The organism is Priestia sp. YIM B13491 (assembly GCF_042787605.1).
Lineage (GTDB): Bacteria > Bacillota > Bacilli > Bacillales > Bacillaceae_H > Priestia > Priestia megaterium_E.
In genome coordinates this window covers 284,486-306,287 of record NZ_JBHZOR010000004.1, presented here as the reverse complement: position 1 = coordinate 306,287, position 21,802 = coordinate 284,486, and the positions used below count along the sequence as shown (strand labels likewise).

Here is a 21,802-nt window from a genome sequence, read left to right as displayed (position 1 = left end):
GTCCATTTTTACTTTGCAAACAAACGCTGTATTTTTTATTATGTATGTAGCTGTTTTTTGTAAGAGCACATCCTCGTTCTATCATAACATTTTCTGTTTCCTTCGAACACCAATTACCCTTTAGTTTTTTAAAAAAATGACAAATTACACGGAATTATGTCGAATTTCATATGATTTTCTTTTTAGTGTGATAAGCTATATATCGTATTTTAAGCATCTTTTATCTATTACATACGATTTTTGATAAAAAAACCGAAACTTTTATCCACAAATTGCGTTGATTAAATGAAAGGGGGAGAAAATGGCACAACAGCATAACTTTGAACACATTTATAAACAGCACATGCATGATTTGCTGCGCTATCTTCTCTCTCTTACTCGCAGAAAAGAATCAGCGGAAGATTTAATGCAGGAGACCTTTTACCGGGCACTTTTACACTTAGAAACATATAAAGGCGAGGAAGTGAAGCCTTGGCTGTTCAAAATTGCTTATCACGCCTTTATTGACTGGTATCGAAAAGAAAAAAAACGCCCTACTGTCGAAATAGAAGAATGGCACTTTACTCCTCAGCCAAGTGCTGAAGAACAAGTGATGATTCAAAGTGAAATCGACGGCTGGCTTTCTGATGTATCTGCTTTGCCTCCGGCTAAGCAGAATATTGTACTGTTACGAGATTATCACGGCTTCACATATGAAGAGATTGCAGAAATGACTGGCTATACTCTGTCAAAAGTGAAAATGGACTTGTATCGTGGTCGTCAACAATTGAAAAAAAGAAAGGAAGAGGACGGATGAGCTGTCAAGATATGAAGCATCAATGGGAAAAATATAAAAACGGCACTTTGACAGACAAAGAAGCAGAAACACTTGAAGAACATACGGAAAATTGTGAAGCATGCTCAGCTCATTTGGAGCACTTGCTAACCGAAGATGAACCGTTACCGCCAACTTCACCAGCTACTTCACTAAGTGACGATACGATGTTGGATAATAAAAAAGTTAAAAAGTCCATTTATATCGCCAAATGGAAGCAGCGCCTTTCAAATGTGACAACTGTCATTGGCTCTGTCGTTCTGCTATGGATAATCGGCAGCTTTTTATCTATTGTATATTATCATCAATCAAAAACCGAATACATAAACAGCGTGAATCAAGCAGCTATCGAATCTGCTTTTCCGAACGTTCATATACGTGAAACCACTTCTGATACACAGTCCTTCTTCCGCATGCAGTCGCAAATGGAAGCTTATAAGCAAATTGGACGTGAAGAGCAGGCCATTGGGACGTTTACATTTCATCAGCTGTTTGATAAAACAAGCGGTGTAGAAAAAGAATTTTCCGGCGGCAAATACGATCTTAACCTTTCTTTTGTCTATCCGGATCCAAAAAAATTAAAGCTACATGCAAAAGAGTATAAGGAATGGACGAATGAAACATGGAAAGCATTAGAAAATCTACCAAAAGGAACGGTAAGCGAAGTGGCTATTTCTTTTGATGATACGTATTCGCTAAAAGAAGTTCAGCAAAAAATGAGCGCCATCGACAGCCGTGATTTTTCTACCTCTTGGTACGCGCTTAATACAGGGCACGAACAAAAAACAAGTACAAAAGACGAGCCATTAATTGACTTAACATCAACATTTGGCTTTCCAGAGTTTCTAGACTTACCTTACGATCACAAAGGAAATCAAACCCACTCTACTAGCAAGTCGAACGTTTTAAATATGATGAAACTATTAGCCGATAATGAAGAAACGGTCCAAAAAGTTCGCCAGCTAGACCATTCCGATCTGTTGCTAAAGCAGCGATATTCTTATGTAAAAAAACACGGCGTCGGTGTGTACGGCATTGTGATTACAGGGCCTACAAAAAAACTGCTGAAATTAAAAAATGATCCGTCGATCACATATGCGTCACTTGGAGATGTAGAGCTATGGAATTGGTTCAGTCGTCCCTCGTCAGGTACGTTAATGAATCAGTAGAGGCCGAGACAAAAGTATAGCAGTGGAAGAAAAATCCGAACGATGAATCAAGACTCCTGATGGAGAATCAAATTCGTTCGGATTTTTTTATGAGTAGAGTGAATGTAGGTTTCATATACGCAGTGATTTTGTTATGTCCCGGCCTCTTTTTATTCATTCGTTAATTGTTCAAACCTTTTTACCGCTTCGCTTTTATCAAATGAACTAAACCATCGATAGTCTTGGTCATCTAAAATGCGATAGTGCTGACTAATCATATTTTGCTGCAGACGAAAAGAGCCTTCTTTTTGAATTTCTTTCCACCATACTCTTCCTCCGAGCGTTTTATCTTTTGGAGAAGATACGCCGTTATGAGCAATGATTTCTACTACTTCTAAAGGAACGTCTCCTAAAACCGATTGAAGGATTTCACTGTCACCAAACAAACCGCATACTGCAACAGTGGTCGTCCACCCTGCTTCCGTGCGCCCTTTTTCAATTTGAACCAATGTTTTTTTGGAAATACCAATGACTTCAGCCATTCTGTCTTGTGAATAGTTTCTTTCTAAACGAATTAATCGTATTTTATCCGATACTGATTTAATTACTTTTTGTTTATTCATTTTCACAGCCCTTTCTTTCTATACACGTACATTTCTTTAGTGTAATATTACACCTAATTAAAGAAGAGTTTCAAGCGTTTCCCTTCGTCACAAGACGGGGAAATATACTGAAATGGTTTTTGTACACTAAAACAATTAAAAGGAGTTGAGAATATGTATATCATTGTATGGGCTGTGCTTGTACTATACGCCTTTCTACTAGCTCCGGGAGCAAGCGCCTCTGATGATTTACTGTTTAAAAAACTTATCACAGGAAATTTTCAACAGGTAGATCCGCTCGTGGTTATGGTATTCTCTTTTTTGGGACTTTTCCCAATATTGTTTATGGTAATGATCTGTAAAAAAGATACATACAAACTGCCTGGATGGCCATTTTCTCTTCTATCATTTGGGGTTGGAGCTTTTTCTCTTTTGTTCTATTATCATTGGAAAGGACAAAAAGTTCGAAAACATTCGCGTATTCCTTCACGTTTCATTACTATCATTTCTTCTCGTCTATGGATTGGACTATGCTTAGCGCTCACGATTGCAGGTTACGTATACGGACTATCCATAGGTTCAATAAAAGCTTATGGAGAAGCTTTTATGCAGTCACAGCTTGTTAGCGTGATGACCGCTGATTTTTTTGTTTTAATGTGGCTTTCTTACTCCGTTATGACAAAAGAAAGGATAGCATCCCGGCCTTACCTTCTTTTATGTTTCATTCCAGTTGCCGGCCCTTTTCTTATTTTGTTACTGCTTCCCCGCCAAGATGTTAGAGAAGAAAAACTTTAAATAAAAGTCTTGCGTTCCATTCATTATTCCGTTATAATCATTTCTTGTACGATGAAAGTTGATTAATTAGAAAACATTTATATATCGGCATCTTATTTACATTTGTTATACATACCTGCGCTGTGCGTATACTCATGTTGTCTTAAACCTTTGAGTGTTAAAAGGGAGCTCAAAATTTAGCTGCAGATAGCACGCCCTTCTTGGGACGCTAAACCCGGCTATGAGGGCACCCACCTAGTAGATCTGGGTATTTAAGACACTTAGGGTTACGGCAGTGCGGGCTTATTTTTTAGTTAGCTGTAGCTAGCTTTTTTTATTTTTTATTTTATTAGTTTACATAATTATTTTATTGTTAACTTATATTTTTTTTAGACATGTATGTTTTATTTATCTTCGATTGAGGAACATAAAAAGTAATAAAGGAGATGGATAAAATGAATGAACAAAAAATTGCTAAAAAAGTAAACGAAGTATTAGAAGGAAATCGTGTAGGAACATTAGCTACAGTTGTAAACAACAAACCCCACTCTCGCTATATGACATTCTTTAGCGATGAAGATGGTATCGCTCTTTACACACCAACAAATATCAATACACATAAGGCAGAAGAAATCGAAGCCAATCCGAACGTGCACGTACTATTGGGCTACAGCGGCGAAGGATATGGCGATCAATACTTAGAATTATCTGGTACAGCTGTTCTTCGTACTGGTGATCAATTAAAAGGACGTATATGGAACGATCACATGAAAGAATGGTTTGACGGTCCAAATGACCCTGAGTATGTTGTTCTTGAAATTACGCCGAACGAAATTCGCTTTATGAATGAAGGCGAAGAAACTCCTCAAACTGTTCAGCTATAATAAAAAAAGCGCACAGTGTGCGCTTTTTTTATTTTCCTACCGCTTCTTTCAATTGAGCTGCTTTTTCTTTTGGAGACGCTGCTAAGCTAATCGCGGTAATAATAGAAACGCCATCTGCACCTGCTTCTACTACTTGTTTGGCATTTTCAGGCGTGATCCCGCCGATTCCTACAATTGGAAAGTCAATATTCTGGTTTCGCACTTCTTCAATTAACTTTGTACCTTGCACTGCTTTTGCGTCTTTTTTTGTAGACGTAGGAAAAACAGGTCCCATTCCTACATAATCCGCCCCGTCTTTTATCGCTTGCTGCAGCTCTTGTACATTATGAACAGAGACGCCTACAATTCCTTTTCCTATTTTCTCTCGAACAATATGAGCTTTTTCATCTTCTTGTCCAATATGAACGCCATCTGCTTGTAAGCGGATCGCTAAGTCAAGATCATCATTCACAACAAAAGGAACGCTGTGCTGCTGACAAATTTGCTGAAGTTCCTTCGCCAGCTGATATTTCGCTTCTCCTGTTAGGGCACCCTCGCCTTTTTCACGGAATTGAAACACAGTAACGCCGCCTTCAATTGCTTCTTTCAACACTGCTCTCGGATCTTTTGTACAGTTATTGCTGCCCATTATAAAATAAACTTGCAGCAGCTTTTTGATTTCTTTGTTTGTCATTTTCCGGCTCCTTTTAACGTTGATGTACTCTTGCATATGATTCAATATCCTGCCCAGATAAAAGATGAAGCTGGTTTAACAGCTCAATTTGAAAGCTTCCCGGCCCTTCTTCACCTTTTTTCGCTGCGGCGATTTCACCTGCCACTCCGTAAAAACTTAAAGCAGCAACGCTTGCCTCGACATATTCTTTTTCTACAGCAGCGAAAGCTCCTATAATTGATGTCAGCAGACATCCAGTCCCCGTCACTTTCGTAAATAACGGGTGACCGTTGTCTACTGTATACGTTTTGTTTCCATCTGTGATTACATCTTGTTTACCCGTGATAACAATCACTGTATCTAATTTGTTCGCTGCTTTCTCAGCAAGTTCAATGACGTCTCCTTGCCCTTCTAATGAATCAACGCCTTTAATGAGCCATGACTCGCCTACTACATTCGCAACTTCAGCAGCGTTACCACGAATAACTGCCATATTTAATTCTTCTACAAGCTGACGTGCTACTTCTGTACGAAACGGTGTCGCTCCGGCTCCTACAGGATCGAAAATAACCGGCACGCCATTTTCATTTGCTGATTTTCCTGCTATTCTCATCGCTTCTACTTCTTGAGCCGTCAGTGTACCCATATTTAAGACAAGCGCTCCGGCGATTCGTGCCATGTCAGCCACTTCTTCTTTCGCATAAGCCATAACAGGTGAAGCTCCTAGTGCAAGCAGTCCATTTGCTGTAAAGTTGGTTACCACAACATTCGTAATATTATGAACAAGCGGACTTATGTCTCTTACTTTCTCTAATTGAGCTGAAATTTTACTAATATCCATGTTTTTTCACTCTTTTCATTTAGTTTTAACACTGCAAAAAAGACAAAAAAGCACCTTGCATGCGCAAAGTGCTTTGGTATGTACTCACATTCCCTGCGCTGGCATTATCCAACAGGTTCAAATGGTCAACAGGCGTCCCTGTACTCTCAGCCTGCCCCGCGCAAGCTCCCATACTATTCTTGTTACGTTTAAAGTTTACTATTAACCTTTTTTATTTGCAACCATTTCACTGTTTTGCCGATAAAATAAAGCTTCTCTATAGGCTGAGTGGCGCTTTAAACCTTACACCATTCCTAAAAGAATAATCAAAAGACCTCCAGTAAGCTACTGGAGGTCTTCTATTCCCTAAGAATTCTATCATTTTTCCTTATGGTTATTTCTCTTGAACCGCTTGATTTCTCACAGCTGTTTTTCTGTCCTTCCCTGCTCTTAAAGATAAAAGAAAACAAAGAAGCAGTACAAGTGCAGCTGATACGTACGGATAATTAATGTTTATATCAAAGAGAAAGCCTGCTACAACGGGGCCAATAATATTTCCAAGACTTGTATAAGCAGAATTTAGTCCGGCTACATATCCTTGGTCGTCTTGTGCCATCATCGACATTTGCGTGCTGATTGCCGGACGTAAAATATCTGTTGCTAAAAAAACGATAAATGTCACAACAATAATAAGCCAGTACGTGTGCACAAATAGCGTAAGTAAAATAAAAAGTCCCGTCATCATCAAGCAAAACGAAATCACTCTTTTTTCACCAAACTTATTTAAAATCCACCCAAAAATCGTAACCTGCACTACAGCCCCCGCAATAGAGCCAAACGTAATAACAAACGCAATATCTTTTGGCGTAAAGCTAAATTTATGATCAACAAATAGTGAAAAAATCGTTTCATAATTGGATAATCCAAACGATGTCACAAAAACAATAATTAAACTTAAAAAATAAGGTTCTTTATAAGAATTCATAAGCTGCAGTAGCAGCCGCTCTTCTTTTGGATTCTCATTGTTTGAAACAGTATGATTTTGTACAGGACGAGACTCTGGCAAAACAAGAAGCGTAATCACTGCAGCCAAGCCTCCTGCTACTGCGGCCATATAAAATGGTACACGCATGCCGTATTCAGCTAAAAAGCCGCCGATACCGGGTCCAATAATAAATCCTGTTGTAATCGCCGCCGTCACATAGCCCATTCCTTTAGCGCGTTCTTTAGCAGACGTCACGTCCGCTGTATAGGCCATAACAGCAGGCATAATGAGCGCGGCCCCAACCCCGCCTAACATTCTCGATACAAATAATAAAAGAGGTGTACTCACTGAACCAAAGAACCATTCAGACAAGGCAAAAACAATCATTCCCGCTACAATAATTTTCTTTCTCCCTAACGAATCTGATAACCGACCCGCTAAAGGTGAAAACAAAAATTGAGTCAGTGAAAACACCGCTACTAAAAGCCCCATCACGCTGCCGTTGATATGAAGCTCCGTCATATATGTTGGCATAATTGGAATAACGAGACCGATTCCTGTAAAAACAATAAAAATATTTAGCATGAGCAGCAAAATCGCCGCTCGATTTCTTAACAATAACGACATATAAACCTCCTGATTACAAAAATACTGAACGTTCGGTCTATAAAAATACAAAATAATGAGGGATTACTCATTACCGCAATAAGCATCCCCGATTATTTAAGAAGACCTTGCTATGATTCCGTTTAAAAATACATCGATTGCTGAATGGTAAAGCTTCAGGGCATTTTCCGTGTTCGTTTTTCGAGACATGCGGCTCATTCCAACAAACAGCCCTTCTAAAATCACTGCAAGCTGTTCTGCATTTTTAGGAGAAAACTCTCCTTCATCAATGCCTTTTTGCAAAAGCTCCCGGTTAAACTCCACGTGTCGTTTCACCATCTCATCAATTCGCTCTTCGATGTCGCTGCCCTTTTCCTCGTTGTTAAAAAACTCATCGGCGGCTTTCGTAAGAGGATGATTTAAATCATCTAAAATGATTTGCTCCGCAATTCCAAAAAGCTTATCTCTTGTTGTTTTGTAAAGAGACTCTCTTTCTTTCCAGTTGCGTTCCCACTCGAGATCCCATTCGTCTATTAAATAGAGAAAAAGCCCTTCTTTACTTTTAAAGTGATAATAAATATTCCCTTTACTGCTTCCCGTAGCTTCTACAATTTCCTCAATAGATGTAGCTTTATAGCCTTTTTGAGAAAACAATGCTTTAGCGGCATCTGCCACTTTTCTTTTGGTTTGTTCACTTTGAAGCTTTTTTTTATTCAAGCTATTTCCACCGCCCGGCACATTTATTATTTATACTGAACATTCGTTTTGTATTATCTGACACCTATACTACATAGGAAAATCCTTTTTGTCTAGTGAAAAAATCTAGTTTATACCTTTTTATATGAATTATGACAAAACAAAAAACAAAGAGGTTGAGACATAACTAAATCAACCGCTAGAAGCCACTGCATATATGAAACCTACGTTCACCATCACCATAAAAAAATCCGAACGAGTTGGATTCTTCATCAAAAATTTTGATTCATCGTTCGGATCTTCTTTGACTAAAATACTTTTGTTCCGGCCTCTTTTAATCAATCATTCAATTTCTTTGTCATAAATACACTGTATGGATCTTCTTTGTAGGTAGAAAACGGTTCGCACTCGTAAAACCCAAAACTGGCGTATAGCTTTCTAGCCGGTTCAAAAGCAGAAGCGGATCCTGTTTCTAAGCTTAAGCGTCGGTATCCTCGTTTTTTCGCTTCATTTATTATGTACTGCAGCAGCTCCCTAGCAATGCCTTTTCGCAAATGAGCCGCGGCTGTTCGCATCGATTTAATTTCTCCGTGATGCTCATCTAGCTCTTTTATAGCCCCGCACCCTGCTAGCTGTCTGTCTTCCCACACGCTCCAAAACGTAATATCACGGTGTTTTAAGCTTTCAATATTTAGAGCATGAATACTTTCAGGAGGTGAATATAAGTTCATTCCTTGAAGGTGAGAACTTACTAGTTCAATAACTTCATTGTTCGTTAAGTGGTCTCTTTTTATTTTAATCATTTTCTCTTCCTTCCTGCTACTAACGGGCGGTCAACTACAAACCTACTTATGAATAAATTCACTGTCAACCTTTAAAAATCCTTTTATACACTCCCTTCTTTTTCACAGTTATTAAAATCGACTTTGCCAAGCAGATGTTTCATACATTGTTAAACGGAGGTGAAATTCGTTGAAGAAGGTTTTATTTTGTCTTGTCCCTCTTTTGTTTTTATTATCCGCCTGCTTTAGTGATCCTGTTCAAGATGATTTAATCGACTATAACAATCAAGATTTAAAAAAAGCCGCTCAGCTTGAAAAAGAAGCGATTGACGCATACGATTCTGTTACAGGCGCTAACTACACAAGTGACGCAGTGATGTATGATACGATGACGAGTGAAGTCATTCCTACCTATCGTAAATTTGTCGACGAACTCGAAAACATCGATGTAGAAACCGACGATCTTCGAAAGGTTCATGAAGGCTATATAAAGGCTGCCAATACCCAGTATAATGCTTTCATTAAAATTGTCAGCGCTTTAGAAAAGCAGGACCGCAACCTTATTGCTGAGGCAAACGCTATGCTTGATGAGGCACGAAAAGGGATACGCGATTACAATGCCGCTATTAAAAAGCTGGCTAAAGAACATGATGTAAAAATTGAAGAACTAAAAACACAGCGAGAAAACAGCCTATAGTTTTGATGCAAAAAGAAGGTCTCTAAAAATAGTAAGAGACCTTCTTTCGTATGCTGTTTCAATTTCTCCACGTTCGTTCGATAAATGAAGAAGAGTATTAGGAAATATTGCTTAACGATGCATAATAAGAGGCAATAATTTCTTCATCTGAATGCGGAATTTCGTTTCCTTTTACAAGCTGAGCGCCGTTAATACAGCCGCTTGTAAGTAAAATAATATCATTCGGCTTTCCTAAAGAAAGCGACTTTAATACTCCTTCTGTTCGAGTAGGGGCACGGTGAATATTACTTGCGCTTGGATTTGAAAAACCTGTCATTACTTGATCTACAATCACGTTCGGATCATGATGACCTGGATGATCAACAGTTACGACAATTTCATCAGTTTTTCCTTCAATGACACGCGCCATTTTAGGCATTTTATTAAAATCTCGAAGGCCGATCCCTGCAATCATGACAATGAGCTGGTTATACTCCATCTTTTTTACTTCTTCTACTAAACGCGTAAGGGCAACAGGCGTATGGGCATAGTCTAAAATCACTTTTTGGTTATTAGGACCTTCTATCACTTGAAAGCGTCCTTCTGGACTTTCCAATTTAGGAAGCACGCTAATAATATCTTCAATGTGGTATTCAAAATGAAGAGCTGTACCAATGGCCGCTAGCACGTTAGCAATGTTGTAATCGCCATATACAGGCACTGCTACTTTGTATGACTGTCCTTTATAAAGTAAATCAAAGAAAGAGCCCCCTTCTTTGACAGTAATGTTTTTTGCTTGCAGAGTTGCCTCCGCATTATTTAATAAGCTATACGTGACTTTAGGTCCTTCAAATAGCCTGCTCAAGTCTTTACCCATGTCCTGATCATCTATATTAATAACGGCATGTTTTGCCTGCTGAAATAATTTCATCTTGCATTTTTTATAGTGCTCAAACGTTTTATGATACTCTAAGTGCTCTTCTGAAAGATTTGTGTGAATGGCGACATCAAAATAAATATCTTCTACTCGCTGCTGATCAATCGCAATTGAAGATACTTCCATCACTGCCGCTTCATCGCCTCGTGTATACAAATCATAAAAAATTTTATGCAAGTCTACCGATTCAGGTGTTGTAGGCGTACTTTTTTTATAAACTAACTTCTTCTTTGATGACCAAATGCCGGTCGTGCCAATCGATCCTGTCGGCAATTTTAAAAGAGTTAAAAGCGACCTTACGTAAGCTGCTACGGTTGTTTTACCATTTGTACCTGTAACGCCAATTGTCTCAATTTTTTCATCCGTATAATCAAAATACATTTTAGAAAAAGAGGCCATTACTTTGCGAACGTCATCAACAGCTAAAAACGTACAGTGAGAATACTGAGTGCTCAAAAGACGCAGCTCCTCAATGCTTGTCCCAAAGACTGCTACGGCTCCTCTAGCTATAGCTTCTTTAATATATTGATGTCCATCTTCATTTTCACCTTTTATACTAAAAAATACTGATCCGTCGTAAACCTGCTTTGAGTGATATGTCAAATGGTTGATCGTTTGAGATGCAGGCCCAAAAATATGTTTAATTGATAAGTTCATTAATGTATCAAAGTGGATGTTCATAGCTATTCCTCACAGTGTATAAATTTTATTTTTAATATGTTCTAAAATCCCTTAAATACTCTTTGAAGGATATTTTTTCTTTATTTCCATTTATAAAGAACTTTCTACAATTCAATCTTCTTATTTTGCTTTCATGTGTAGAACGAAAATAAAGAAAAGACGGATCACTATTTTTTAAAACTAAAAGTATGTAAAATATGGATGAACTGTGTATATCATACCAGCAGCAAAAGCGAAGCATTGTAGTAAAATATTCCCCCTATACGTGCAAAACGAAACCATTCTTTAAAATAAAATAATTTCATAGAGTAAGTTGAATCATGATCAATACTTGAACGTGGGGTAAGAAAGATTACTGTATTAATCAGTGCCTCTCTTTGCAAAATAACAAAGAAAACATCATAATAAAAGATGCGCATAACAGCGTGAATGACTCTGTTTTGAAAGGATGGACTACAGCAAATGACGCGTTCTCTTTTAGACATTGAACCACTTCCTCTTTTATTTTATCAACAGCCTACACTTGAATTAGCTCAGTCGCTGTTAGGATGTCTTCTTGTTCACGAAACGGCGGAAGGAACTGCATCTGGTTTCATTGTAGAAACAGAGGCTTATAAAGGGCCTTTCGACCGAGCAGCTCATAGCTTTAATAACCGGCGCACAAAAAGAACGGAGGTCATGTTCGGTCCTCCTGGTCATGCCTATACGCATACAATGCATACACATTGTCTACTCAATGTTGTAAGCAGCGACATCGATTGTCCAGAAGGCGTCCTCATTCGAGCTATTGAGCCATTTAGCGGAAAAAATTTGATGAAAAATAGACGTCGAGGGATGGAAAATGAAATAAATTGGACAAACGGTCCTGGGAAACTAACAAAAGCACTAGGGGTTTCAATGGATTTGTACGGTCATGATTTAACCAGCCCTCCTCTTTATATTGCTCGTGGCTTCACTCCTTCAGAGATTTCCGCCGGACCTCGCGTTGGCATTGATAATTCTGGTGAAGCGAAGGATTACCCTTGGCGCTTTTGGGTTACCAATCACCCGTTTGTATCGAAGTTCAGGTGAACAAAAGACGAATTGATTTATTAACGAAAATAAAAGAAGCACCTCTTTTTAGAGATGCTTCTTTTTGCTTACGCCCACCACATTTGTGAGGGAGTTTCTTCAATTAATACACTTTGTAAGTTTGTAACCGCGCGTTTAAATCCTTCTTCAATCGACATGATTGGATCTTCATGCTCGATGCTGACTACATAATCGTATCCGTATGTGCGAAGTGCACTCATCATATCAGACCACTCTTTCACATCATGTCCGCATCCTACGGATCTAAACGTCCATGCACGCGTTTGGACTTCTCCGTATGGCTGCATATCCGTCAGGCCGTACATGTTAATATTATCCTGGTCCAAGTACGTATCCTTTGCATGGAAATGATGAATGGCATTTTCTTTTGCTAAAATTTTAATAGCTCCTACCGGATCAATTCCTTGCCACCATAAATGACTTGGATCAAGGTTAGCGCCAATCGCTGGACTTGTTTTTTCGCGAAGCTTTAGCAGCGTATACGGAGTATGAACTAAAAATCCGCCGTGAAGTTCTAAACCAATTTTCACGTTATGCTCCTCCGCTAGTTCTCCAATTTCTTTCCAATAAGGAACAAGCTTATTTTCCCACTGCCAATTCAAGACGTCTCCATACTCGTTAGGCCAAGGAGTAACAGGCCAGTTTGGGTACTTCGCTTCTTCGTGATCTCCTGCTGTTCCAGAAAAGCAGTTAACCACTGGAACACCTACTAATGATGCTAGTTGGATGGTCTTGCGAAGCGTTTCGTCAGATTCTTTTGCAAAACTTGCCTCAGGTGAAATAGGATTGCCGTGGCAGCTAAATGCACTGATTGTAAGTCCGCGGTCTTTTATCTGCTTCATATAGGCTTCTCTTTTTTGTTCATCTTCAAGCAGCTCATCTAACGGACAATGACTGTTTCCCGGATAGCCCCCCGTTCCGATTTCAACAGCATGAAGACCTGCTGCTTTTACTTTATCTAACATCTCTTCAAAAGAAAGATCCGCAAATAAGACCGTGAATACTCCAAGTTTCATTTTAATTTCCCCCTGTGCGATATATTTCGTCAATAATAGCTGAGACTTGAAGCGCTTCTTGTGGCTTTACCACTAATTCAGCATTTCCTTTACACGCTTCAACGAAATTTTTAGCCTGACTTAGGCTGTAATCATCTTCTCCATCTATCCACGGTGACGTACTGTTCATGAGCATACCGTTTTTAGACGTGTATAGTTCAAACGGAAACACGCTCAAACCGCCATCTACCCCTGATATGCTTACGTGCTCTTCATCATCTTCGATATTAGCAGCCCAAGAAGTTTCTAAAAGAAGCGACGCTCCATTTTCAAATTTAATATAGGCCGTTACATGATCATCCACGCTGAATGCTTCATGATCAAATGCTCCCCATTGATTTAATTGGTTAGGCGTTTTACTCAGGTCATTATATGTACTTCCCAGAACTTCAGTATGCTTTGGGTTTCCCATCAGCCAAAGCGTTAAATCAAGCAAATGGCAGCCGTAATCAATTAAGCTGCCTCCTCCTTGAAGATCTTTGTTCGTAAATACCCCCCAACCGGGAACCTTTCGGCGACGCATTGCTCTGACACGTGCAACTAATGGGCGCCCTACCTCTGTCATCATTTTTTTCGCTGCCTGCGCTTCTTTCATGAATCGGTAATGATACGCAATCGCTAACTGCTTACCTGATTCTCTAGCAGCAGCAAGCATTTCTTCACCTTGCTCTTTAGACATCGCCATTGGCTTTTCACATAGGACGTGAACGCCTGCTTTTAGCGCTTCTACTGCAAACTCGGCGTGAAATTTATTCGGTGTACAAATACATACAGCATCCACTTCTTTAAACATATCTTTGTAATCAACAAATACGTGAGGGATATTATGCTCATTGGCTACCTCTGTGGCTCTTTCACTATTAATATCGCTAAGCCCCCAAATCACACATTCATCACCCAGTTGTTTGAATGCCGGGATATGCCTGCTTACAGCAATCCCTCCTGCTCCGATTATGCCAATTCTCACGTTTTTCACCTCTTACACGCGCGTAATTTGTTTCGTTTGACTTGATTTTAAAGCTGCTAAAATAACAGCAAGTGATTTTAATCCTTCTTCACCAGGAACAGGAGATTCTTTATCTTGTGCAACTGCATCTACAAATTGTTCAATGACGTGAGAATTACCTTGGCCGCCTTCATCGTTCGATTGAATTTTTCCTAATTCATAGTTCACGACTTCACCCGTTGCATATTGTGCAACTAATGAATACGTCGGGTCGTCCTCCAAACGAAGAATCCCTTTCTCTCCGTAAACAATCGTGGAGTTATCTTCTTTTCCATTGTAAGCCCAGCTTGCCGCAAGCGTACCGATAATCCCGCTTTCCGTTTTTAATACGCACACAGCATTGTCGTCTACATTTGCAAAGTCTTTTGCATTGCTTTCTACAAATGCACCGACTTCTACAATTTCTTCATTCAATATGTAGCGGAGCATATCGGTTTTATGAACGCCTAAATCACCCATAGCCCCAATAAACGCTTCGTCTTTTTTGAAGAACCAGCTGTCTTTTCCGTCCACGCTCCAACCTTCAGGGCCACCGTGGCCAAAAGCCGTACGGAAACTATAAATTTTACCGATTTCCCCTTTTTCAATAAGTTCACGAGCTTTTTGATGAGAAGCTACAAAGCGCTGATTATGTCCGATCATTAGTTTTTTACCGTTTGTTTTTGCTGCTTCAATCATTGCTTTCGCTTCTTCTTCTGATGTTGCCATCGGCTTTTCACACAGGACATGAACTCCGCTGTTTAACGCTGCAACCGAAATAGGCGCATGAAGATAGTTGGGCGTACATACGCTCACTGCTTCTACTATACCGCTTGCTAAAAGTTCTTCATAGTTTGTGTAAGCTTTTACACCGTACTGCTGTGCTACGCTGTTTGCACGTTCTGTGTTTATATCGCAAACGGCTACTAATTCTACTTGTTCATTCATCTTATATTCTGGTAAGTGACGGTGTTGCGCAATGCTTCCGCACCCAATAACGCCAATTTTTACTTTTGCCATCTTTCCTATCCCCTTTGCTTAAGCATTATTAATTAGTTTTTAACAGCGATTGATTCAAGCGGTTGCGCATTGCCGTAAACCGGACGTTTTCTCTCTGCTGGCTTCGCCCATTTAATCGCATTCATAATGACACGCTGAATGTCTTTGTTATGGTATGTTGGATATGTTTCATGTCCAGGTCTGAAATAAAATACTTTTCCGTTTCCGCGTTTGTACGTGCAGCCGCTTCTGAAAATTTCTCCGCCTTCAAACCAGCTCGTGAAAATCAGTTCATCAGGTGCTGGAATATCAAAGTGCTCTCCATACATTTCTTCGCGCTCAAGCTCGATAAATTCACCAATACCTTCCACAATCGGATGACTTGGTTCTACTACCCACAAGCGCTCTTTTTCATCTGCTTCACGCCATTTTAAGTCGCAGCTTGTGCCCATTAACGTTTTGAAAATTTTAGAAAAGTGACCTGAGTGTAAGACAATAAGCCCCATACCGTCTAGCACGCGCTGCTTTACTTTCTCAACGATCTCATCTTTTACTTCGTCATGTGCTAAATGACCCCACCATACTAAAACATCCGTTTGATTTAATACTTCTTCAGTCAACCCGTGTTCTACTTCTTCTAATGTTGCGGTGTGCGTACGAAATCCTCCTTCTTCTAAAAAAGAAGCGATGGCACCGTGAATGCCTTCAGGGTAAATTTCTCTTACCACCGGATTTTTCTGTTCATGACGATTTTCATTCCATACTGTAACATTAATCATTTTCATATCCCCTTTTTTTGTGAATGCTAACTTATATCCCCTTTTTTTATAAATGCTAAACTTTGGTTAACCGGTTAACTTACTGTGATTCACCCGCGCTTAGCAGTCGAATCTCGAATAATAAGTTCAACCGATAATTTCACATGCTGCAGCGTGCTGAAACGGTGTTCAATTGCTTGAATAACAGACGTCGCGGCGACGACTCCTTTGTTAAATACATCTTGACGGATGGTTGTTAGACTTGGAGATGCATAGCTGCTAAACGTTATGTCATCAAACCCTACGATTGAGTAGTCCTGCGGAATTTTTTTCCCCTTTTCTTGCAGTGCTTTCATAATTCCAAGCGCCAGCGTATCAGAGGATGCAAAAACCGCACGAATATCCTTATGATCTTGCAGCAGCTTGTTCCCTAATTTGTAACCGTTATCAAAGGAACTTTCGTTCACTTCAAAAACAAACGTCTTTGATGGTGTAATGCCTGCTTCTTTTAATGCTTTCTCGTAGCCTATATACCTCTTTTTATCCACTGGACTATTGACGAGGTGATGAGCAACAAAGGCAATTTCTTTGTGCCCCAAATTCACTAAATGTGTTGTAGCTAGATATCCTCCATGCTCATCGTCTACAGAAATATGATGATAATCACGTTCGTACTTTTCATATGTATCTACTAGCACAATCGGATTCGATAACGCTTTCATTTTCTCATACAATCGATGAGGGAAGGCTCCTAAAAACAGAAGACCATCAATATTTCTCGTTCGAATCCATTTTAGGCAATCAGCTGGGCTACTCGCTCCAGATATGACTAGATCATAACCATGCTTGCGGATTACATATTCAATTCCACTAATCATTTCGCTGTAATAATGGTTATCTTTAAATATAGTAGAAAGTGAATCATCTGTAAGCGGGAACATAACGCCAATCATATTTGACTTTTGTTTCGAGAGACTAACGGCGGTTAAATTTGGTTCGTAGTTTAATTCTTTTACCGCTGTTAAGATTCGCTCTTTTGTTTCATCGGATACTTTGTTAATTCCGTTTAAGACGTAAGATACTGAAGCTGCAGACACCCCTGCATGCTTCGCTACATCACGAATCGTTATCTTTTCTCCCATAAAATCTCTCCAGTTAAACGGTTAACTATTTACTCGTTCATTATAATTCACTCCTTTATTATCAGTCAACGTATTTTTCAAATTATCTGTTAACTATTATAATATCTTCCTAGATTGGCATGTTTTAAGCAGTGACAAGATGTATTGACACCTGTTAATCTTTGAAACGTACATATAAAGTTCGGTGCACAGCACGCACCGATCCGTGATAAAAGGGGCGTTCAAAAGGATTTCAGGAGGTACTTACTTTATGTTTAAGAAACTAGCAATTATTGGAGCACTGGCAGTTCCTATGTTCGGCATGAGTCACGGGGCAAATGCCGCTGAAACAACTCATCGCGTAAAAGCCGGAGAGACTCTTTACAAGATTGGCGCTGAATACGGCGTTACGGTTAAACAGTTAAAAGAAGCGAATCACAAATCTACGGACTCTATTAATGCAAATGAAACACTAACAATCCCTAACTCTATTAGCGAAAGTGATAAAGAATTGTTAGCTCGCCTTGTACAAGCTGAAGCAAAAGGCGAACCTTACGCTGGCAAAGTGGCTGTAGCAACAGTTGTCTTAAATCGCGTGGATAGCGATTCTTTCCCAAACTCTATTCATGATGTCATTTATCAAGGTACACAGTTTACACCTGTACAAAACGGTGAAATTAATAAAGCAGCGGATGCTGAAGCAAAAAAAGCTGTAAATGAAGCACTAGCTTTTAGAGGTCAAGGAAAAGGTTCATTATTCTTCTTTAATCCAGATAAAACAAGCGACCAATGGCTTCGTCAAAAACAGGTTACGATTACGATCGGAAATCACGTTTTTGCAAAATAAACAAAAAAAGCACTCAGATGAGTGCTTTTTTTTAATATGCAACAAGTAAGCTTAATAGAACAGCTATAATAATAATAGGCAATACGTATTTAACTAGAAAGAACCATGCGTTGAATAATTTAACACCTTTTGTACTTCCTGAAATAAACTCTTCATACACGGCTTCTTTTTTCATTTTAAATGTCACAAAAATCGCAATGGCTAAACTTCCAAGAGGCAGCATTAAGTTGCTCACAAAAAAGTCAGCTACGTCAAATATACTTCTGCCAAAAAGTGAAACATGTTTTAGTACACCAAACGAAAGCGCTGATGGGATACCTACCACAAACACAAGAATCCCTGATAAAGAAGCGTAGCGAGTTCGTTTTGTCTGATCGTCTTTGGTTAAAGCAGCTACGATAATTTCCAGAAGTGAAAAAGCAGACGTAAGCGTAGCAAATAGAAATAAAATTAAAAACAGTGCTAAAAAGACGGTACCAAACGGCATTTTCTCAAATACTGTTGGCAAGACCACAAACAAAAGTCCAGGTCCTTCAGTTGGCTTTAATCCAAACGAAAAAACGGCTGGAAAAATAGCCAAGCCCGCCAGCAGCGAAACAAACAAGTTCAAAATAGCAATAGTGCCAGCTGAACGCGTCAAGCTTACTTTTTTCCCTAAATAAGAGCTATATGTCACCATGCAGGATAATCCCACGCAAAGCGAGAAAAACGACTGACCGAGCGCATAGAGAACAGATGACCCTGTAATGGCTGAAAAATCCGGTTTTAAAAAGAACTTTACTCCGTCCATTGCTCCGTCTAATGTTAGAGAACGCACCACGATAATGATAAAACAAATAAATAACAGCGGCATCATGTATTTATTAGCACGCTCTATTCCTTTTTGTACGCCTTTTGAAATAACAAACACTGTAATTAATAAAAACAGCGCCTGTGCACCTAATACTACATAAGGTTGGCTAATGACGGCATTGAACAACGCGCCGTACTCTTTTCCGCTTAGCATACCGGTTACACTCATAATCGTATATAAAATCACCCAGCCGCCAACGACGCTGTAAAAGGAAAGCAAAACGACACAGCTTAGTACTCCCAGCCTGCCAATCCATACCCAAGCGGATTTTGGAGCAATTGCCTTATAAGCACTAATCGCTTCTTTTCCCGTATGTCTTCCAATGATAAATTCTGCCAACAGAAGCGGCAATCCAATAAAAATCGTAAATAAAATAAACAACGCAAAAAATGCTCCACCGCCACTGGTTCCCGTTACGTATGGAAACTTCCATATCGCTCCTAGACCAATTGCTGCCCCAGCAGATGCTAAAATAAAACCGAGGCGTGAAGACCACTGATTTCCTTTACTCATATAATGTTACTCTCTCCTCTTCTAAACTCAAAACTCACCTGATTAGTACTGTACCATAAATGCAGAAGAAAATCATTCCCGTTTTACTTTTTTCTATAAAACGATATCTATATAGAATAGAAAAAATGAAGAAGCAGCTGCTTCTTCATTTTAAGGTCGGTGTTTCTATTCAAAATTTATTCTCTGTACGATGATTCATCTCCACGGTAGGCTTCTTGATTTGAAATTTCTTCAATATGCATATGCCCTTCTCTCTCTAAACGAAGGACCGTACGCTCTGCATCTTCATAGCTCTCGCACGTCACTTGTTTATATTCCATATCATCTTTATCTGTGTAAGCGACTAAATATGTTTCCATTTTAACTCCTCCTATATAACCTGTATGTAACGTATGTTGCCTTTTTCGTTTATTTCTAAACATATAGGCTCCAAACATAAAGCCTAGCATACTATAATAGCGGAACTTCAATTTAAAAAAGTTGAATTTTTCATTATGCACCGATGCAACATGGAGGTTACACTTATGACATTTATTTTATCATTCGTACCAATTGTTGTTCCTTTTGGTATTTTAATTAGCTTAATTGCTTTTACAGCTGCTTTTTTACAATCAAAAGAGCATCATAAAAAGCTCTAGCTTACAAAAGCTAGAGCTTCTTTTTAAAAACGTCTATAGCGTTTAATCAGTCCCACAATAATGGCAATTGCTAATAAAACAATCGAAATAATGACAGTCATGACAATTGGCTGATTTCCACTTTGCTTCACTGCAATGGCAATATAAGCCCAAATAAAAACAAGCGGATAAACAGCGTCTCGGTTTTTTAATGTAAACATGATGCCCAGCACAGCTCCTACCAGCAGCATAATAATCGTCCATGCTAACTCGTTTAAGCCAAGCAAGTGCTGTATTCCATTTGCTTGAAATACGACAAACACATTGACAATAGTCGCAACAGAAATCCATCCAAGATAAAGCGAAATTGGCAGACGCATAAACCATGTCGTCATTCGAGAATGCTGAATAATGGAATACACAATCATTAATGTGCCTAGAATAAAGAGCATAACTAAAAGGGATAACTTATAGTAATCGTTTTGGAAAATAAAGATCCACGCACTATTTAACAAACAGTTTAGAAAAAACCAAATGCCGATACGTGCATATATTTCCTTTTGATCTTCTCTTGCAAAAAATTGGCGTATAACCCAAATGGTTAATAATAAATAAATAACGCCCCAGATAGCAAAGGCATAACCAGCTGGTGTAAACAACGTAGGAACTTGCGCAGAAGCTTCTCCCGTTGTTTTGCCTCCTATTGGAATAGCATTTGCTAAATAATTCACAAGCAGTGTAATAGCCAAGCCTATTGCATTTAATATAGCATACAAACGAAATTTCGCCATTTTGTTCTCTCCTTTCTTCTATTTATATGGGAGTGTTTCGGAGACGAAAACGGCTCTTCCCTTCATTAATACCTCTTCTTCCCTAAAAATATGCATTTTTAAACAAAAATGATTAAAAATAGCTTTAAGAAGCTTCCTCTTTAAAAAATAAAAACGGTTAGCGCACATTTCCCTATAACTCTTTCTATTTTTCAGAATATATGGTAAGTTAAACTTAGATTAATAGGAAGTCCACTAGGGGTGCCACCGGCTGAGACAAGTTTTCTTGATCCCTTTGAACCTGATCTGGCTCATACCAGCGTAGGAAAGTGGCAATGTTCAGTTTTTACTGTCCTTTGCCACTCCGTTTATAAACGGAGTGTTTTTTATTTCCTTTATGTGCTTGTTTGTGACTTCCTCATATTAAAGGAGGATTTTGATGTCATTTTCATCTCAATTAAGACAAGAAGCAAACTATATTTACGAAGCCATTTTTAACCATCCTTTTATTAAAGGAATTGCTGAAGGAAACGTGCCAAAAGAAGCGCTTATTCACTACGTTTCTCAAGATTATGAATACTTAACAGCATTTGTTCGCATTTACGGCGCTGCTTTAACAAAATGCCGCACGCGTACCGAAATGGAAGCCTTTAATGCCGGCATTTCTACGGTATTACATAGTGAAGTACACCCTCACAATAATTTTTGTGAAGTAGCAGGCGTACGTTATGAAGACCTTCACACTGAGACGCTTTCACCGACGGCCAGCCACTACATTAACCATATGACAAGTGTTGCGCATACAGGCAGCTTAGCAGAAATCATTGCAGTGCTTCTTCCATGTCCATGGACGTACGTTGAAATTGGCCAGCGCATTACAGAACAAGTAAATCCATCTCCTTCTCATCCTTTTTATGAATGGATTCAGTTTTATAATAATGAAGAAATGAATGGCACAACACAATGGTTTTGTAACAAGCTTGATGAACTCGCCGAACAAGCGACTGAAGAAGAACGTAACCGTATGAAAGATCACTTCATCAAAAGCTGTGAACTGGAGTATTTATTTTGGGAAATGGCATATACCCAAGAAAAATGGCCGCTTTCTCAGCTTTCCCTTTCAAAATAACGAAAA

At 39.1% G+C, this 21,802-nt stretch carries 24 protein-coding genes, 1 other RNA gene and 2 riboswitches; of the genes, 9 read left to right on the top strand and 16 right to left on the bottom strand.

The window, feature by feature from the left end:
• Positions 1-301 precede the first annotated feature (301 nt).
• Positions 302-796 (top strand): RNA polymerase sigma factor, encoded by a 495-nt coding sequence (locus ACFX4E_RS16530; protein ID WP_016763958.1) that lies wholly within the window; start codon positions 302-304, stop codon positions 794-796.
• Positions 793-1,983, top strand: coding sequence for an anti-sigma factor (locus ACFX4E_RS16525; protein WP_098790706.1), 1,191 nt, complete (start codon positions 793-795; stop codon positions 1,981-1,983). Before ACFX4E_RS16530 ends, ACFX4E_RS16525 begins: the two co-directional genes overlap by 4 nt.
• 149 nt (positions 1,984-2,132) lie before the next feature.
• On the opposite strand, the gene ACFX4E_RS16520 is transcribed toward ACFX4E_RS16525, so the two are convergent.
• The gene (locus ACFX4E_RS16520; RefSeq protein ID WP_176524092.1) at positions 2,133-2,585 is read right to left on the bottom strand and encodes a helix-turn-helix transcriptional regulator; all 453 of its coding nucleotides are present in this window, start codon (positions 2,583-2,585) and stop codon (positions 2,133-2,135) included.
• A 153-nt stretch (positions 2,586-2,738) separates the two neighbouring features.
• Here ACFX4E_RS16520 and ACFX4E_RS16515 point away from each other — a divergent pair, with 153 nt between their 5' ends.
• From ACFX4E_RS16515 to ACFX4E_RS16505, 3 genes are all read left to right on the top strand, one after another.
• Positions 2,739-3,359: a hypothetical protein gene (locus tag ACFX4E_RS16515; protein ID WP_098525117.1), complete on the top strand. Its 621-nt coding sequence runs from the start codon at positions 2,739-2,741 to the stop codon at positions 3,357-3,359.
• A 109-nt stretch (positions 3,360-3,468) separates the two neighbouring features.
• A non-coding RNA gene (gene ssrS, locus ACFX4E_RS16510) (6S RNA) lies at positions 3,469-3,646 on the top strand.
• 147 nt (positions 3,647-3,793) lie between these two features.
• Complete coding sequence (locus ACFX4E_RS16505) at positions 3,794-4,222, top strand: pyridoxamine 5'-phosphate oxidase family protein (protein ID WP_013082985.1); 429 nt, start codon at positions 3,794-3,796, stop codon at positions 4,220-4,222.
• A gap of 28 nt (positions 4,223-4,250) precedes the next feature.
• Here the strand turns inward: ACFX4E_RS16505 and thiE are convergent, their stop codons facing one another.
• The 5 genes from thiE to ACFX4E_RS16480 form a co-directional block, all read right to left on the bottom strand.
• Positions 4,251-4,895, bottom strand: coding sequence for a thiamine phosphate synthase (gene thiE / locus ACFX4E_RS16500; RefSeq protein WP_098333261.1), 645 nt, complete (start codon positions 4,893-4,895; stop codon positions 4,251-4,253).
• Positions 4,896-4,908: 13 nt separating this feature from the next.
• Complete coding sequence (thiM, locus tag ACFX4E_RS16495; protein ID WP_060745752.1) at positions 4,909-5,715, bottom strand: hydroxyethylthiazole kinase; 807 nt, start codon at positions 5,713-5,715, stop codon at positions 4,909-4,911.
• A gap of 73 nt (positions 5,716-5,788) precedes the next feature.
• A riboswitch (TPP riboswitch) is annotated at positions 5,789-5,897 on the bottom strand.
• Positions 5,898-6,088: 191 nt separating this feature from the next.
• On the bottom strand, positions 6,089-7,306 hold the full coding sequence (locus ACFX4E_RS16490) for an MFS transporter (RefSeq protein WP_028408684.1): 1,218 nt from the start codon (positions 7,304-7,306) through the stop codon (positions 6,089-6,091).
• Positions 7,307-7,402: 96 nt separating this feature from the next.
• Positions 7,403-8,002, bottom strand: coding sequence for a TetR/AcrR family transcriptional regulator (locus ACFX4E_RS16485; protein WP_028408685.1), 600 nt, complete (start codon positions 8,000-8,002; stop codon positions 7,403-7,405).
• Between the two features lie 317 nt (positions 8,003-8,319).
• Positions 8,320-8,784 carry a GNAT family N-acetyltransferase gene (locus ACFX4E_RS16480; protein ID WP_098249828.1) on the bottom strand — a complete coding sequence of 155 codons (465 nt, stop codon included), beginning with the start codon at positions 8,782-8,784 and terminating at the stop codon, positions 8,320-8,322.
• A 169-nt stretch (positions 8,785-8,953) separates the two neighbouring features.
• Between ACFX4E_RS16480 and ACFX4E_RS16475 the strand changes: the two genes are divergently transcribed.
• Positions 8,954-9,460 (top strand): hypothetical protein, encoded by a 507-nt coding sequence (locus tag ACFX4E_RS16475; protein ID WP_098249829.1) that lies wholly within the window; start codon positions 8,954-8,956, stop codon positions 9,458-9,460.
• 97 nt (positions 9,461-9,557) lie between these two features.
• On the opposite strand, the gene ACFX4E_RS16470 is transcribed toward ACFX4E_RS16475, so the two are convergent.
• The gene (locus ACFX4E_RS16470; protein WP_377237995.1) at positions 9,558-11,057 is read right to left on the bottom strand and encodes a UDP-N-acetylmuramoyl-L-alanyl-D-glutamate--2,6-diaminopimelate ligase; all 1,500 of its coding nucleotides are present in this window, start codon (positions 11,055-11,057) and stop codon (positions 9,558-9,560) included.
• 215 nt (positions 11,058-11,272) lie between these two features.
• Positions 11,273-11,542 carry a hypothetical protein gene (locus ACFX4E_RS16465; protein ID WP_081085238.1) on the bottom strand — a complete coding sequence of 90 codons (270 nt, stop codon included), beginning with the start codon at positions 11,540-11,542 and terminating at the stop codon, positions 11,273-11,275.
• On the opposite strand from ACFX4E_RS16465, the gene ACFX4E_RS16460 reads away from it, so the two are divergent.
• On the top strand, positions 11,520-12,128 hold the full coding sequence (locus ACFX4E_RS16460; protein ID WP_098249831.1) for a DNA-3-methyladenine glycosylase: 609 nt from the start codon (positions 11,520-11,522) through the stop codon (positions 12,126-12,128). The genes ACFX4E_RS16465 and ACFX4E_RS16460 overlap by 23 nt on opposite strands.
• 68 nt (positions 12,129-12,196) lie before the next feature.
• On the opposite strand, the gene ACFX4E_RS16455 is transcribed toward ACFX4E_RS16460, so the two are convergent.
• From ACFX4E_RS16455 to ACFX4E_RS16435, 5 genes are all read right to left on the bottom strand, one after another.
• Positions 12,197-13,165 (bottom strand): sugar phosphate isomerase/epimerase family protein, encoded by a 969-nt coding sequence (locus ACFX4E_RS16455; RefSeq protein ID WP_028408689.1) that lies wholly within the window; start codon positions 13,163-13,165, stop codon positions 12,197-12,199.
• Between the two features lies 1 nt (position 13,166).
• Positions 13,167-14,171, bottom strand: coding sequence for a Gfo/Idh/MocA family protein (locus ACFX4E_RS16450; protein ID WP_034275886.1), 1,005 nt, complete (start codon positions 14,169-14,171; stop codon positions 13,167-13,169).
• 12 nt (positions 14,172-14,183) lie between these two features.
• A complete protein-coding gene (locus ACFX4E_RS16445; protein WP_377237996.1) occupies positions 14,184-15,209 on the bottom strand; it encodes a Gfo/Idh/MocA family protein in 1,026 nt (341 codons plus the stop codon).
• Positions 15,210-15,241: 32 nt separating this feature from the next.
• Entirely contained in the window at positions 15,242-15,967 is a 726-nt protein-coding gene (locus tag ACFX4E_RS16440; protein ID WP_060745759.1) for a ThuA domain-containing protein, read from the bottom strand.
• Between the two features lie 89 nt (positions 15,968-16,056).
• Positions 16,057-17,088, bottom strand: a complete 1,032-nt coding sequence (locus ACFX4E_RS16435) for a LacI family DNA-binding transcriptional regulator (RefSeq protein ID WP_060745760.1) — start codon at positions 17,086-17,088, stop codon at positions 16,057-16,059.
• A gap of 250 nt (positions 17,089-17,338) precedes the next feature.
• Here ACFX4E_RS16435 and ACFX4E_RS16430 point away from each other — a divergent pair, with 250 nt between their 5' ends.
• On the top strand, positions 17,339-17,914 hold the full coding sequence (locus ACFX4E_RS16430; RefSeq protein WP_028408694.1) for a cell wall hydrolase: 576 nt from the start codon (positions 17,339-17,341) through the stop codon (positions 17,912-17,914).
• Positions 17,915-17,945: 31 nt separating this feature from the next.
• Here ACFX4E_RS16430 and ACFX4E_RS16425 read toward each other — a convergent pair whose 3' ends face one another.
• From ACFX4E_RS16425 to ACFX4E_RS16415, 3 genes are all read right to left on the bottom strand, one after another.
• Entirely contained in the window at positions 17,946-19,280 is a 1,335-nt protein-coding gene (locus ACFX4E_RS16425; RefSeq protein ID WP_098249835.1) for a sodium-dependent transporter, read from the bottom strand.
• A 176-nt stretch (positions 19,281-19,456) separates the two neighbouring features.
• On the bottom strand, positions 19,457-19,639 hold the full coding sequence (locus tag ACFX4E_RS16420) for a hypothetical protein (protein ID WP_013056847.1): 183 nt from the start codon (positions 19,637-19,639) through the stop codon (positions 19,457-19,459).
• Between the two features lie 302 nt (positions 19,640-19,941).
• Entirely contained in the window at positions 19,942-20,688 is a 747-nt protein-coding gene (locus ACFX4E_RS16415; RefSeq protein WP_098333264.1) for a TspO/MBR family protein, read from the bottom strand.
• Between the two features lie 226 nt (positions 20,689-20,914).
• A riboswitch (TPP riboswitch) is annotated at positions 20,915-21,012 on the top strand.
• 94 nt (positions 21,013-21,106) lie between these two features.
• Between ACFX4E_RS16415 and tenA the strand changes: the two genes are divergently transcribed.
• A complete protein-coding gene (gene tenA, locus ACFX4E_RS16410) occupies positions 21,107-21,796 on the top strand; it encodes a thiaminase II (RefSeq protein ID WP_013056845.1) in 690 nt (229 codons plus the stop codon).
• Positions 21,797-21,802 lie beyond the last annotated feature (6 nt).